Here is a 13,768-nt window from a genome sequence, read left to right as displayed (position 1 = left end):
GGGCCCGCTGCTGTCAGGTCGCCGGCGCCCGCGAACGGTGGGGCCGGGTACCGGTTCCACTGGTATCACTCCCGCCGACTGTGACGTCTGACCAAAAGTTAAGAGTCCACCGCACATGAGGTCGGACATGGACGACACTCCGCAAGAAATTACCTCCCTCGTCGGACGTGAGGTCTACTCGAACAACGGCGTCTTCGTCGGCGAAGTCGAAGACCTGCGACTGGACGTCGACGGCCAGGCCGTCACCGGACTCGCACTCGGCGACCTGAACACCGAACTGCTCGCCGACGCCGCCCGCAGCGGGCAGGGCGTCATCGTTCCCTACCGCTGGGTCCGCGCGGTCGGCGACGTAATCCTGATCAACGACGTCGTTGAGCGGGTCCGCCAGCCCGACGAGGAAGAAGAACAGCTCGTCGCGTAACTCTCGAGTCTCCGAGTCCGTCGCTGCGGTTCTCGGCCGGCGGTTACTCGTCGAGTGGCTCGCAACTGCAGTTCCGTACTCTCACTCTCAGACTCTTTCCGTCCAGAATACGCCCGGAGCGACGCGACGGGTTCAGTTTCCGTTCGACCCTTCGTTGCTGCCCTCGACGCCCATCGCGTCGAACAGCGTGCGCTTGACCGCCTCCTCGGTGAGATCGAGCAAGGTGTCGCGGGTGTCGTCGGAGATTTCGATCCCGGTGAAGATGCCCAGCGGGATCTCCGCGCTGGCCTGCGTCGAGTGGCCCGCCGTCTCGCCCATCTCGCCGTAGGCGTCCTCGAGCACCTTGCCGATGTTGATCCGGATGTCCTTCGAGCGGCCGGCGAGGAAGATGGTCTCGTCGGCGATGCCGAAGACGGCGGTCGTGGTGACGCCCTCGAGGTTCAGCAGGTGGCTGGCGGCCTGCGTGAGTGCCTCGCGGTCGCGGACGAAGCCCGCGTTGGAGACGAGGTGGCTCCCCTGGACGTCGCGGTTGGTGATGGCCTCCGCGAGGACGTCTAAGGTCTCGGGGGACATCGACGGCGACTCGACCTGCTCCAAGGTGTCGTGGTTCGCGAACGGGTAGAGGTAGGCCGCGGCGGTGAGGTCGGCGGGGGTGGTGTCGCGTTTGAAATCCAGGGTCTCGGCGCGGATCCCGTAGAGAAGGGCGGTGGCGACCTCCTCGGAGACGTTCATGTCGAACTCCTGGATGTACTTGGTCATGATCGTCGACGTCGAGGACATGTTGGGCCGGATGTCGACGAACTCGGGTTCGACCTCCTCCTCGGGTTCGTGATGGTCGATGATGATGTCGACGGGCAGGTCCATCTCCCCCCTCGTCGCGTGATCGACCAACGTGACGGTGTCGTAGACGGAGTAGTCCTCGATCTCGTCCCACTGGACCAGATCGATCCCCAGCAGGTTGACGAACGCGCGGTTCTCCTGGTGGCCGACGTCGCCCAGATAGATGATGTCGGACTCGATGCCGAGGTGCTCGGCGATCGCCTGCAGCGCCGCCGCGCTGGCGATCGAGTCCGGATCCGGGCTGTCCTGCGTGATGATCGCCAACCGCTCCTGGGTCTCCTCGAGGAGTCGGGCGAGTTTGCCCGCGTTGTACTCGAGTTCGCCCGACTCGAGCGCTCGGAGCGCGGACTCGGCGATCACCGAGGAGGGGTTGATGACGATATCGGCGCCCAGTTCCTCGAGTTCGTCCCCGGAGACGGGGTCGCTCGCGCGGGCCACGACGAACTGGGTGTCGTCGATCTCGCGGATGTGCTCGACCGCGCGCTTGTTCGACTCGACGTCCGAGGCGAGGATGAGGACGACGTCGCGGTCGGCGACGAGGTCCGCGGCCTCGGGTTCGCGGATGTCGGCGGTCCGGGCGTCCAAGTCCTGATCCCGGAGCGACTCGACGCGGCTCTCGTCGCGGTCGATGATGAGGACGTCCTTCCCCTGTTCGACGAGTTCCTCCGCGACGGCGTAGCCGACGCTCCCACAGCCGAGGATCGCGTAGTCAGAGATCGACGAGATCGTAACCCCCGTGCTCATTACACGTGTGGTCGGAGCGGCCACACTTAACGCTCCCGAAGATTGTTATTGGGCGAAGACGCCGCCGTCTGGCGGGATCGTGTGGTGTTCGTTGGCGGACGTGTGCCCGGCGTTGCCACAACGGGTGCCAAGGGAAACGTATTTCACCAACCGACGAAAACTCGCAGGTACAGGGCCGGTAGCTCAGTCCGGCAGAGCGTCTGACTCTTAATCAGACGGTCGCGTGTTCAAATCGCGCCCGGCCCGCTTCTGCTCCGAGCAATTACGCGAGGAGCGAAGCGGCTAGCGGGATTTGAACGCAGGGAGAGCGCAGTCTCGCGAACGGAGTGAGCGAGGAAGCGATCGACCGTGTGTTCAAATCGCGCCCGGCCCGCTTCTCGCCGCGAGCAACTCCGCGAGCGGCGAGCATCGGAACCGGCGGGATTTGAAGTAGACCAGAAAGGCGCAGCGAAGCGAGCATTTCTGGGCGTAGTTCAAATCGCGCCCGGCCCGCGTTCTCCGCCACGACGCTGAGCCACACTCACGAACAGACTGCTTGGAGGGCCGGTTACTGCGTCTACAGCGCGGACGGATCCAGCGCCTCGAGGTCGATATCCCCCTCACGAGCATCGGTATCGTCGGGCGTCTCGTCGCCGCTCTCGACGACGCGCGTGAGCGTGTAGACCGAACCGACGAGGACTGCGCAGCCGACGACGAGTTGGACGAGCGACGCCCCCAGGATCGCTGCCTGTGCACCCAGCGCCTCGAGCGATGCGTTGGTTCCACCAAGCATGTCTGTCCGAACTATTGGTTCAAATATAGGTACTACGTGTCATTTCATATGGTGAGAAAGTTACGCTGAGTCATTGGTAGCGTCTCACAGGCGGCCACGCTACCGGGCCCGCCTCGAGACAGCCTCGTCGGAGCCGATACCGGACCGGAACAGCTTAGTTCAGTTCGCCGGACGGTCCGCTATGGAGGCTGACAGGATCGATCCGCAGGCCAAGGACGCGCTCGAGCGCCAGCAGCGGATTCCGATGCCGCACAACCGCTACGGGCTGAAGCTCTTCCGGCTCCTCACTCGCCCGGTGATGCGACTGCGGAACCGAAACGGCCCGAGCGTCGGGCGGACGATCGACCGGACGATCCCCGGTCCGGCGGGCGACCTCGACGTTCGGCTCTACCTCCCCGACGCGAAGGGGCCGTACCCCACGGTCGTCTTCTTCCACGGGGGCGGGTACGTCCTGGGGAGTATCGAGACCCACGACTGGCTCTGCCGGCACCTGACTCGAGAGAGCGGCTGCGCGGTCCTGTCCGTCGACTACCGACTCGCCCCTGAAGACCCCTTCCCCGCGGCGGTCGAGGACGCCTCCGCGGCCGTCGAGTGGGCGGCCGCGAACCCCGAAGCGATCGCCGGGAACGGGACGATCGCGGTCGCGGGCGACTCCGCCGGCGGGGCGCTTGCCGCCGTCGTCGCGCTCATGGCCGCCGAGCACGGCGGTCCGGAGATCGACTATCAGGCGCTCGTCTATCCGAGCGTCGGCATCGAAGCCGACCAGCCGTCGGTCAGAGAGCACGCCGGCATCGTCCTCGCGGAGGACGATATGGCGTGGTTCCGGGAGTGCTACTACGAGAGCGAGATCGACGAGCGCAACCCCTACGCCGACCCGACGAACGCCTGCGACGTCTCCGGCGTCGCTCCGGCGACGGTCGTCACCGCCGGTTTCGACCCGCTACGGGACGGCGGGAAGGCCTACGCCGAACAGCTCGTCCGCGACGGCGTCCCCACGCGCTACGAGAACTACGAGGCCATGCCTCACGGCTTCCTGACGCTCCGCGACGTCGACCGCGCCCACGACGCGATCGCGACCGTCGCCGGCGATCTCGCCGACGCGCTCGAGGACGGCTGACTCGAGGGCGAAGGAGCCGCCGACCTATAAGACCGAACGCGACGTACGCTCGAGACGACCATGTCCGCCACCTACGAGGGGATCACGTTCGAGCGACTCGGCCACGCGAGCAAGCGTATCGAGACCCCCGAGGGCCTCGTTATCTACGTCGACCCGTGGGGCGAGCAACTCGAGGGGGAACCGGGCGACGGCGACGTCGTCCTCGTCACGCACGACGACTTCGATCACTACGATCCGGAGGCGATCGAGGCGGTCGCGGGGCCGGACGTCACCGTCGCCGCCTACGAGGACATCGACACGAGCGACCTCGCGTCCGACGTGATCGATCTTCCCCACAAGGGCGAGACGACCGTCGAGGGGATCGACGTCCGGTCGGTGCCCGCCTACAACGACCCCGACGGCGAGCACGTCGACGAGGACGGCGAGCCGTTCCACGCCGAGGGCGAGGTGATCGGCCTCCTGCTGACGCTCGACGGGACCACCGTCTTCATGGCCTCGGATACGGACTTCCTCGAGCACCACGAGTCGATCACCGCGGACGTCTTCGTGCCGCCGATCGGCGGCCACTTCACGATGGATCGCCGCGAAGCCGCCGACTTCGCCCGCAGCGTCGAGGCGGACCTCGTGCTGCCCGAACACTACGACACCTTCGACCCGATCGAGACCGACGCCGAGGCGTTCGCCACGGACCTCGAGGCCGACGGGATCCGCGTCGAGTTGTTCTAAAGAACGCTCGAGTGATCGGCCGTGGCGGTCGGTTCGAAGCGGCGTTGGCTCTGGATCCGATACTGACTCGGGACGTTCGTACTCTCGAGAGGATGGCTCAATGGAAATCCGGAGAGGAGGAGAAGGGGAGTTGTAGGGAAGTCGAACACCGACGTGCTCTGCGTATACTGGCGGCTGGGAGAAGCCACGCCCTCCCCAACCGACTCGTTCGCTCCTTGCAGTCGCTCACTCGTCCCTCGAGCAGTATTGTCGATCGGTCTTCGCTTCCGCTCGCCCGATCGACAGCGCGCGCCACCCCACGACAGGCCCACGGTTCGAAGTGGAGTGGACGGACGATCCTCGGGTTATCTCCGGCTGACCAACCATCGATCGGTGGCGCGTGCTGTGCCGCGGTGAGCCGCGGCACGAAATCGCGCGAGGGATGAGCGAAGGAGCGGAGCGACTGAGCGAATCGGCTGGGGAGGGCGTGGCCACTCCCCGTTGCCACGTTGAGCAGAACACTCGAGCCCAGAATCGATCGCGACGAAAACCGGTCCCGGACGCACGAACAAACCGAAAACGAGGAACGCCGTTATCGCCCTTCGAACTCGGGATCGCGGTCCTCGAGGAAGGCGTTGACGCCCTCCGCGTGATCTTCCGTGTCGAAGACGATGCCCTGGGCGACCGCCTCGTCGGTCAGGGCTTGGTCGAGGGACTTCTCGAGGCCTTCGCCGACCAGTCGGTTGGCGTGTCGCAGAGCGATCGGCGGTCCGGAGACGACCTTCTCGACGAACGCGTCGACCTGGTCGTCGAACTCCTCGGCGCCGTAGACGTGGTTGACCAGGCCGAGGTCCTTCGCGCGGTCGGCGCCGAAGATGTCGCCGGTCAGAACGAGTTCCTTGGCGACGTTCTCGCCGACGATCCGGGGCAGCAGGTAGGAGGTCCCCGCGTCGACGCTCAGGCCGACCTGCCGGAAGACGAAGCCGAAGGCGGCCCGGTCGCTGGCCAGTTGCACGTCGCAGGCGATCGCGAGGTTCGCGCCCGCCCCGACGGCGGCCCCGTCGATCGCCGCGATCGTCGGGATCGGGTAGTCGACCAGCGTGGTCATCATGTCGTTCGTCGAGCGCTCGAGGCTGCGCACCCGCTCGTCGGCCGGAACGTCCTCCTCGAGGGCGTCGGTCATCCGCTGGATGTCGCCGCCGGCGGAGAACGACCCGCCCGCGCCCTCGATGACGACGCAGCGGGCGTCGCTGTCTTTGATCTCCTCGAGGGCCTCGAGGAGGCCGTCGCTGATCTCCGCGGAGAGGGCGTTGCGGCGATCGGGCTGGTTGAGCGTGATGGTCGCGGGGCCGTCGTCCTCGATCTCGAGGAGGACCGCGTCACCGAGCGCCATTATTGGGCACCCCCTTCTTCCTCTCGGAGTTTGAACTTCTGGACCTTCCCGGTCGTCGTGCGGGGGAGTTCCTCGACGAACTCGACCTCACGCGGGTGCTTGTACTCCGCCATGTTGGTCAGACAGTACTCTTTGATCTCCTCCTCGGTCACGTCGCCGTCGGGCGTCCGGACGATGAACGCCTTGACGGTCTCTCCGCGGCGTTCGTCGGGGATGCCGGCGACGGCGGCGTCGGCGACGTCCTCGTGCTCGAAGAGCAACTCCTCGACCTCCCGCGGGTAAACGTTGTAGCCGCCGGTGACGATCATGTGCTTCTCGCGGTCGACGACGTAGAAGAAGCCGTCCTCGTCCTGGTAGCCGATGTCGCCGGTGTGGAACCAGCGCCGGCCGCCCTCCTCGGTGAAGGCCTCCTCGTTGGCCTCGGGCAGGCCGTAGTAGCCCTTCATCACGTTCGGCCCGGCGATGACGATCTCGCCGGTGATCTCCCGGAGGTCGGCCTCCTCTTCGTCGATCGGCCCCTCCTCGACCGGGGAAACCTCGTTGAACTCCTCGTCGACGACCTTCGAGTCGACGCCGGGGACGGTCTTGCCCACGCTGCCGACGCGACGGCCCTCGATCGGGCTGTTGAAGTGGGTGATCGGGCTGGTCTCGGTCAGGCCGTACCCCTCGTAGATCTTCGGCTCGTAGAGCTCCTCGAACTGGCGCAAGACCTCGACGGGGATGCCCGAACCGCCGACGCCACAGAGGCGCAGCGAGGACATGTCGAACTCCTCGGCGTTCGGCTGGTTGATGACGTCGTTGTACATCGCCGGCACGCCGTGCATGATCGTCAGCTCCTCGTCCTCGATGAGCGAGACGGCATCCTGTGCGTCCCACGAGGCCATCGGGTAGTAGGCGCCGCCGTGGAACAGCGACGCGTTCATCACGACGGTCATCCCGTAGATGTGGAACAGCGGGAGGACGCCCAGCGACTTGTCGTCCGGCCGGATGCCGTCGGGGATGAGTTTCGACGCCGCGTTCGCGTTCGACGCGAGGTTGCCGTGGGTGAGCTGAACTCCCTTGGGCTGTCCCGTCGTTCCGGACGTGTACGGCTGGACGGCGTCGTCGTCGTCCTCGCGGTCGACGATGTCGGGATCGCCCGGCTCGAGGAATTCCTCGAACTCGGTGGCGCCCTCGGCGTCGCCGCCGACGCTGACGATGTGCTCGACGTCCGTCTCGTCCTGTACCTCCCGGACGAAGGGAACGAGGTCGGCCAGCGCGACGACGACCTTGGCCTCGCTGTCTCCGAGCAGGTGCCCGATCTCGCGGGCCTTGTACTGCGGGTTCATCGGCACGACGACCCCACCGGCGCGAAGCGTCCCGTGGAAGGCGATCACGAACGGCGGGACGTTCGGCAGATAGATGGCGACCCGGTCGTCGGTACCCAGTCCGCGCTCCTCGAGCGCGGCCGCGAACGCACCCGTCTGCCCCCAGAACTCCTCGTAGCTCGTCTCCGAGCCCTGATATCCGATCGCGGTGTTATCGCCGTATTCCTCGACGGCTTCCGCGACGTTAGTGACAAGATTTGTCATAGTCCGTGCGATACCTTGCCGCGTACCCTCAAAAAGATTATCAAAGACGGCGACGGCTGCCAGTTTTCGGCTGTGATTCGTGGCGGGATCGAGCCGCTCGAACGAGCGCTTCGCTACTCGAGCGGCCGGAAGAGTTCGATTTCGTACCCGTCGGGATCCGCGACGAAGGCTGCCCGAGCGTCGGCCGGTTCGATCGTCGTCGGTTCCTGCACGACGGGACAGTCCGTCCGATCGACGACCCGCTCTACCGCCGCATCGACGTCGTCGACGCGGAGCGCGAGGTGGACGATCCCGGTCGGCTCGGGCGCGCCAGCGTCCGAATCGGGGTCGTGGACGAACTGCAGTTCGGTGTCGAGTTCGTCGCCGGTAACGTAGTAGTTGTGGACGCCTTCGTCGGTGTGGAAATCCTGACTGTACTCGAGGCCGAGTCCCTCCTCGTAGAACTCCCTGGTCGCCTCGAGGTCCGAGACTCGGATCGCGGCGTGCTGGATGTCCATACGCTCGCATCCCGGACTGGCGGCATAAGCGGTTTCATCGATCGCCCCGCCAATTCGCTTCGAGTCCCGATTCGCTTTGAGTTCCAGTTCGCTTCGAGACGGAGTAGCGCTATGGAGTCCGCAGTAGCCGACTCGAGACACCCGAACCGCGACTCGAGGCTATATACGTTCGTGTTCCTTACGTCCGATATCCATGTATCAGGACGTGCTCATTCCGACGGACGGGAGCGACGGGACCCGGCAGTCGATCACGCACGGGGTGACGATCGCGGAGCGGTTCGACGCGACGATCCACGCCCTATCGGTCGTCCCGGAGGGCCCCTTCGGAACGCTCCAGAACGACGCGGCGACGCCGGCGGCCTACCGCGCGGTCGAGCGGATCGAGACCGAGGCCGAACGCGCGGGGGTTCCCGTCGAGACGGCGGTCGAACAGGGCGTTCCCCACGAGAAAATCCTCGAGTACGCCGCGGAACACGGCGTCGATATGATTGTCATGGGAACGCAGGGCCGGACCGGTCTCGATCGCGTGCTGGTCGGCAGCGTCACCGAGCGGATCGTCCGCATGGCCGACGTGCCGGTCGTGACGGTCCGCCTGACCGACGACATCAGGATCGAAGACTCAGCCGAGGCCGAGCGGATCGCCCGAAAGGCGCTCGCCGGCGAGGACGGCGTCGACCCCGACGAGATCACCGCCCTCGAGGACCCCCACCGGACCAGCGCCTCCTGGATCGTGCCCTTCGAGAGCGACCGCGGAACGGTCCACGTCCACGTCGACGCGCTCTCGGGAGAGGCGCGGATCGCGCGACGCGAGGCGTGACGGCGACTCGAAGCCGGCCCGGTGGTCGATTACCAACACACATTGGAAGTAGAACTATCAATCATAGGCACGTTCATTCGAACGACGGGGGTCGAACGCCAGTCGTTGCCACGAAGGGGGTTCAGACTCTGAGACAGTCCCTCGTCAGACGATCATCAATCGTTCCACCGTCAGCCGGTACCGGCTGGCATTTTCGTAGCCGTCCGTACTCCACCCGTAGTCGTCGCTCTCCGTCTACCGGGAAACGTGGCTCGAGTGGCGAGTCGAACGATGACACTCCGATCCCATCATCCGTGCGAGGAGAACAGTTCATCGGCAGATCGGGACAGCCGTCACGCTTTGTCCAGTCCGAGGCCCTTCACGGCCGTGACCGTCACGAAGACGATCACCGGGAGGACGACACAGAGGCCGACGAGATTCGCCACGACGCCCACGTAGGGAAACTGCGGTATCAGATCGGCGACGTCGAAATAATGGCGGACCACCTCTCGAAGTCCTAAATAGAGGAGCACTCCCGCGGCGACCCCTTCCGCCGCAAAGATCGCGATATAGAGATTCTTCATACCACCGATTTCGATGATCGCTCATTAGTCTTCATGGCCACGTGTTAGCGAACCGGTCAAAACGGCTATCAGGTGTCGCTCCCTCCGGATTCGTGGTTGATATGTTCGGACTTCAATAAGCAACCGGAACGGGCAATTCGAATCGTCTGAAGCGGGTTTCCCACTCACCCGCTCGATCGTTCGCTTCGTTCACTCTCGAGAACTCGGCTGTTCGGCGTCGCTCACGGATTCAATCACAACAAGGAAGCCAGGGCGGGGATTTGAACCCCGGGAGTCTCGATTACAAGTCGAGTGCATGAACCACCCATGCTCCCCTGGCGCGAGTCCGTGTTAGCCGTCCTCCTTTGAGTGTGTATCGCTTTCTGATCGCTCGTCCTCGAGGTCCCGCTCCATCGCGATCCGGTAGGTCTCGTACCCCTGTCGCTCGTAGAATCGGCGCGCGGCTCCGTTCTCGGCCATCACCTCGAGGACGGCGGCCTCCGCCCCGTTGGCGGCCAGTTCCTCCTCGACGGTCTCGAGCAGCGCCTCGCCGATGCCCCGGTCGCGGTAGGCGGGTTCGACGTAGATGTTCGAGAGGAGACCCCGGGTGGCCTCGAGTTCGAGCGATCCGCGCTCGATGGAGTACGACGCGAAGCCGACGATCTCGCCGTCGACGCGGGCGACGAGGAGACTCTCGTTGATCTGATGGGCCGTGAGGGTATCCCGCATCGTCTCGCGGTTGGCGTCGGCCCGGACGTAGGAGTCGTAGGCGCGCTGATCGCGGGCCAACTGGACCCACAGGTCCGCGACCGCCTCGATGTCGCTCGAGGAGGCGTGTTCAATCGTCGGCTGGCTGTTGTTGCTTTGGACCATCCTCGAGTGCCGTCACGGCGGGCAGCGGTTCCGCGGTGAGCATCCGGAGGGCGGCGCCGCCGCCGGTGCTGACGTGGGAGAAGCCCTCGACGCCGAGTCGGCGGAGCGCGGAGGCGGTGTCGCCGCCGCCGACGATGCTCGTGTCGACGTCGGTCGCGGCCCCGTAGAGTCGGCGGGTTCCCGTCTCGAAGTTCTCGTCCTCGAAGACGCCGGCCGGCCCGTTGAGGATGACCGTGCCCGCGTCCTCGAGAATGCGCTCGTAGTAGGCGAGCGTCGACTCGCCGATGTCCATGGCGGCCTCCTCGTTCTCGGGGGGGAGGGCGTTGACGCCGAGTTCGTGGCGGTCGCCGTCGCGCTCGACCGCGACGTCCCGCGGGAGCGCGATGTGCTCGCCGTGGGCGTCGAGCAGATCGGCCGCGCGGTCGATCTCGTCCCAGTAGCCCTGATCGTAGATGAAGTCGGAACTGGCGTCGCCCAGATCGACGCCGTCGGCGATGAGGAAAACGTTGCCGACGACGCCGGCGGTCAGAACGTGGTCGGCCAGCCCCTTCTCGAGGACCGACCAGGCGACGTCGATCGAATCGGAAACCTTCGCGCCGCCGAGGACGTAGACGCGCGGTTCGGGGGTCTCCTCGATCGACCCCAGTACGTCGAGTTCGGCCTCCATCACGCGGCCGGCGTAGCCGGGTAGAACGGTGGGGAAGCCGACCAGCGAGGGCTGAGAGCGGTGGGCCGCGGCGAAGGCGTCGTTGACGTAAGCGTCGAGCACCGGCGCCAGCCCTTCCACGAGGTGGGTCTCGGCGGCGCGATCGGGTTCGAACTCCATGTACTCCTCGCTGTAGAAGCGCGTGTTCTCGAGAACGACGCAGTCGCCGTTCCCGAGGGTCCTGACGGATTCGCGGGCGGTGGCGCCGAACGTCGCGTCCACGTAGTCGACGGGGTGTCCGAGCAGTTCCGAGAGGCGCTCGGCGTGGGACTCGAGGGAGACGAAGTCGTCACCGCCGGGGCGACCCTGATGGGCGAGGACGGCGACCCGGCCGCCACGCTCGAGCAGTTCCGAGAGCGTGTCGACGTGGGCGCGCAGTCGGGCGTCGTCGGCGAGGGTACCGTCGTCGCCGATGGGGCTGTTGACGTCGACGCGGACGCCGACGGTGGTCCCTTCGACGTCCAAGTCGTCGAGGGTCTCGATCATTATCGAAGCGTGCACCGCGGCACCCGAAAGGTCTTTCTATCGGAGAGATCTCTGTCGGTGACTGTTGACACGGCGCACTGGTGTTGATCCGGTTTCGAACTTCCGACGGCGAGCGGAGAGAGTGTTCGACAACTGGGCGGGGCGGTCACACCGTTCGGCAGTCAGCACAGACCAGCTGGCCGTTGGCGTCCCACAGCGCGTCCGCGAGCGAACCACAGGCCTCGCAAACGCCCTGGGTCGTGTACTCGTCGCCGCCGTTGGCCATCATTCGCGATTCGTCCTCGTCAGACGCGCTCGTCGGCTGCGGGGCGCGATCGTCGTTCGGTCGGTTTCCCTCGAGGGCGACGTCGCTCGAGCGCGTCGGGGTCATGGTCGCCTGGAACGAGCCCGCGGCGGCGATGACGTCCCGCTGGGTCACGAGCCCCAGCACGCCGTCTTCGTCCTCGACCACGACGTTGCGGATGTTCTCGCGGGCCATCGTGGTGGCGGCGTCGGTGAGCGACCGGTCCGGCCCGAACGAGATGACGGGCGAGGTCATCACGTCGCCGACGGTCGTCTCGCCCGGCGTTCGGTCGTCGGCGACGACGCCGAGTACGTCCCACTCGGTCATGATCCCGACCGGCTCCGTCCCGCGGACGACGAGGACGCAACTCGCGCGCTCCTCGCGCATGAGTTGGACGGCGCCGCGAACGGTGTCTGACTCGCTGACGCCGACGTATTCGGTCGTCAGGACGTCCCTGACCGACAGTTCCGATTCCATGTGCGACCAATGGCCGCTCACGTGCTAAAAGCTACCCCCGCTACGTTTAAGCGAGTTCGTCTCGAAGTTTCGAGATTCGCGTTCTCGAGGCCCGTACCGCCGGGTCGTGGCTCGGCTACCAGTCGAGTTCGACGCGGGTCCCGTCGGCGCGACAGGTCTCGAGGGCGTGTTTCGCGGCGAAGCCGGCCTCGTGGGCGCTCTTCCCGCGGCCGACGCCGACCTGCAGTTCGACGTCGACGGCCTCCTCGACGTGGCGGATGGCCTCCTCGTAGGCCGCCTCCTCGAGGTCGGGACAGACGACGATGACGTTGTCGCCGCCGACGAAGAAGGAGAGGCTGTCGTGGGCGTAGCGCATGTGGCGCATCAGTTCGGCGTACCCCTGCTCGATCTCGATGAACGTGTCGAAGGCGTTCAGTTCGTCGGTGTAGTTGCCGGTCGCGTCGATGACGTCGAAGTGGGCGATCTGGACGTCGTCGTCGCTCCGGTGCGGGTCCTCGACGACCCGACCCTCGAGACACTCCCGCCGATCCTTGTCCTGTGCGCTGCCGGCTTCCTGGACGCGGGTGGTCGCGTCGGCCAGCGCCTGCACCGGCGAGGTGCCGGTCGCGACGCCGAGGCTGAGCGTCACGGGATACCGGTTACCGACGGACTCCTGGAGGAGCGCGTGGTCGTCCATCGAGACGCCGTTCGTGACGGCGATCATGTTGTCGAATCGCGTGAAGAACGTGTAGCCGTCGCGGTTCCCGACGAACTGCGAGATGTCGGCGTAGAGCCGGGACTGCATGGTCTGGAGGTCGGCTTCCCGACGAGGCTCGGGCGTCACCGTCCACGGCCCGTAGTTGTCGATCTGAACGAGCGTAACCTGCGTATTAGTCACGGTGAGTGACCCTTTCGAACGCCATCGTATAAGTGATACGTAATCCAGATTCGTGATGCACTGCGAGAAACGGGTTGCGGGACTCGAGTCGCGCCTCGAGCGTGGGTCCGTGTCTCGAGCGTGGGTCCGTGTCTCGAGCGTGGGTCCGTGTCTCAGGCGTGTTTGTTCTCGGGATCGGCACCCTGCGGGTGGTACTCCCAGAAGTCGCCGGCGCGCATCGCCGCGCCGACGGCCTTGTGCATGTCGACCATCGTCTCGAACTCCTCGGGTTCGACGTACTCGAAGATTTCGCTGAGCGCGACGACCTTCTCGTGGTTGATCCGGATCGGGTAGTCGCCATACTCCGCGACGAACTCGTCGCGGTTCATCGGAAAGTCCTCTCCCTCGTCGACCTTGTCCGCGATGATCCGCATGTCGTACTTGCGCATCCCCTCGCTGCCCTCCTCGCCGTCCGGATCGACCGGCCAGTTGCTGCTCATACTCCGACGTGTGCGGGGGTCCCGCAAAAGGGTTACTCTCTACCGCGATCGGGTCGATTGGATGCAACAGCGGGTCGGCAGCCGTCTCTGACCGTGCGCAGATAATTTCTCACACCAGATTCTGAACTCGGTTTAACAGGGCCGAAGGGCCCTGTGGGATCGAGTAAC

The 13,768-nt window shown here is 65.7% G+C and carries 15 protein-coding genes and 2 tRNA genes; 5 read left to right on the top strand and 12 right to left on the bottom strand.

Annotated features, from left to right (window positions below; all coding sequences use genetic code 11):
* Positions 1-127 precede the first annotated feature (127 nt).
* Entirely contained in the window at positions 128-421 is a 294-nt protein-coding gene (locus tag J0X25_RS33780) for a PRC-barrel domain-containing protein (RefSeq protein ID WP_207288272.1), read from the top strand.
* A 132-nt stretch (positions 422-553) separates the two neighbouring features.
* Here the strand turns inward: J0X25_RS33780 and J0X25_RS33775 are convergent, their stop codons facing one another.
* Positions 554-2,005 carry a DHH family phosphoesterase gene (locus tag J0X25_RS33775; RefSeq protein ID WP_207288271.1) on the bottom strand — a complete coding sequence of 484 codons (1,452 nt, stop codon included), beginning with the start codon at positions 2,003-2,005 and terminating at the stop codon, positions 554-556.
* Positions 2,006-2,177: 172 nt separating this feature from the next.
* On the opposite strand from J0X25_RS33775, the gene J0X25_RS33770 reads away from it, so the two are divergent.
* A tRNA-Lys gene (locus J0X25_RS33770) sits at positions 2,178-2,251 on the top strand.
* A gap of 310 nt (positions 2,252-2,561) precedes the next feature.
* Here J0X25_RS33770 and J0X25_RS33765 read toward each other — a convergent pair.
* Positions 2,562-2,777, bottom strand: a complete 216-nt coding sequence (locus J0X25_RS33765) for a hypothetical protein (protein WP_207288270.1) — start codon at positions 2,775-2,777, stop codon at positions 2,562-2,564.
* Positions 2,778-2,958: 181 nt separating this feature from the next.
* Here J0X25_RS33765 and J0X25_RS33760 point away from each other — a divergent pair, with 181 nt between their 5' ends.
* Positions 2,959-3,894, top strand: coding sequence for an alpha/beta hydrolase (locus J0X25_RS33760; RefSeq protein ID WP_207288269.1), 936 nt, complete (start codon positions 2,959-2,961; stop codon positions 3,892-3,894).
* Positions 3,895-3,954: 60 nt separating this feature from the next.
* Entirely contained in the window at positions 3,955-4,620 is a 666-nt protein-coding gene (locus J0X25_RS33755; protein WP_207288268.1) for an MBL fold metallo-hydrolase, read from the top strand.
* Positions 4,621-5,191: 571 nt separating this feature from the next.
* Here J0X25_RS33755 and J0X25_RS33750 read toward each other — a convergent pair.
* The 3 genes from J0X25_RS33750 to J0X25_RS33740 form a co-directional block, all read right to left on the bottom strand.
* Entirely contained in the window at positions 5,192-5,992 is an 801-nt protein-coding gene (locus tag J0X25_RS33750) for an enoyl-CoA hydratase/isomerase family protein (RefSeq protein WP_207288267.1), read from the bottom strand.
* On the bottom strand, positions 5,992-7,563 hold the full coding sequence (locus J0X25_RS33745; RefSeq protein ID WP_207288266.1) for a long-chain-fatty-acid--CoA ligase: 1,572 nt from the start codon (positions 7,561-7,563) through the stop codon (positions 5,992-5,994). The genes J0X25_RS33750 and J0X25_RS33745 overlap by 1 nt, the downstream gene beginning before the upstream one ends.
* A 113-nt stretch (positions 7,564-7,676) precedes the next feature.
* Positions 7,677-8,060 (bottom strand): VOC family protein, encoded by a 384-nt coding sequence (locus J0X25_RS33740; protein WP_207288265.1) that lies wholly within the window; start codon positions 8,058-8,060, stop codon positions 7,677-7,679.
* Between the two features lie 193 nt (positions 8,061-8,253).
* On the opposite strand from J0X25_RS33740, the gene J0X25_RS33735 reads away from it, so the two are divergent.
* Positions 8,254-8,877, top strand: a complete 624-nt coding sequence (locus tag J0X25_RS33735; RefSeq protein ID WP_207288264.1) for a universal stress protein — start codon at positions 8,254-8,256, stop codon at positions 8,875-8,877.
* Between the two features lie 332 nt (positions 8,878-9,209).
* On the opposite strand, the gene J0X25_RS33730 is transcribed toward J0X25_RS33735, so the two are convergent.
* From J0X25_RS33730 to J0X25_RS33700, 7 genes are all read right to left on the bottom strand, one after another.
* Positions 9,210-9,440 (bottom strand): hypothetical protein, encoded by a 231-nt coding sequence (locus J0X25_RS33730; RefSeq protein ID WP_207288263.1) that lies wholly within the window; start codon positions 9,438-9,440, stop codon positions 9,210-9,212.
* Between the two features lie 245 nt (positions 9,441-9,685).
* Positions 9,686-9,759: transfer RNA gene (locus J0X25_RS33725), tRNA-Thr, on the bottom strand.
* A gap of 11 nt (positions 9,760-9,770) precedes the next feature.
* Positions 9,771-10,292 (bottom strand): GNAT family N-acetyltransferase, encoded by a 522-nt coding sequence (locus J0X25_RS33720; RefSeq protein ID WP_207288262.1) that lies wholly within the window; start codon positions 10,290-10,292, stop codon positions 9,771-9,773.
* Positions 10,258-11,484: a phosphoglycerate kinase gene (locus tag J0X25_RS33715; RefSeq protein WP_207288261.1), complete on the bottom strand. Its 1,227-nt coding sequence runs from the start codon at positions 11,482-11,484 to the stop codon at positions 10,258-10,260. The genes J0X25_RS33720 and J0X25_RS33715 overlap by 35 nt, the downstream gene beginning before the upstream one ends.
* A gap of 145 nt (positions 11,485-11,629) precedes the next feature.
* The gene (locus J0X25_RS33710) at positions 11,630-12,244 is read right to left on the bottom strand and encodes a CBS domain-containing protein (RefSeq protein WP_207288260.1); all 615 of its coding nucleotides are present in this window, start codon (positions 12,242-12,244) and stop codon (positions 11,630-11,632) included.
* 115 nt (positions 12,245-12,359) lie between these two features.
* Entirely contained in the window at positions 12,360-13,121 is a 762-nt protein-coding gene (locus J0X25_RS33705; protein WP_207288259.1) for a GTP cyclohydrolase III, read from the bottom strand.
* A gap of 152 nt (positions 13,122-13,273) precedes the next feature.
* Positions 13,274-13,600, bottom strand: a complete 327-nt coding sequence (locus J0X25_RS33700; RefSeq protein WP_207288258.1) for a DUF5785 family protein — start codon at positions 13,598-13,600, stop codon at positions 13,274-13,276.
* Positions 13,601-13,768: the final 168 nt, after the last annotated feature.

This window comes from Haloterrigena alkaliphila (assembly GCF_017352155.2).
Taxonomy (GTDB): Archaea; Halobacteriota; Halobacteria; order Halobacteriales; family Natrialbaceae; genus Haloterrigena; species Haloterrigena alkaliphila.
The sequence above is the reverse complement of the archived record's forward strand: the minus strand, read 5'-3'. Positions and strand labels throughout refer to the sequence as shown.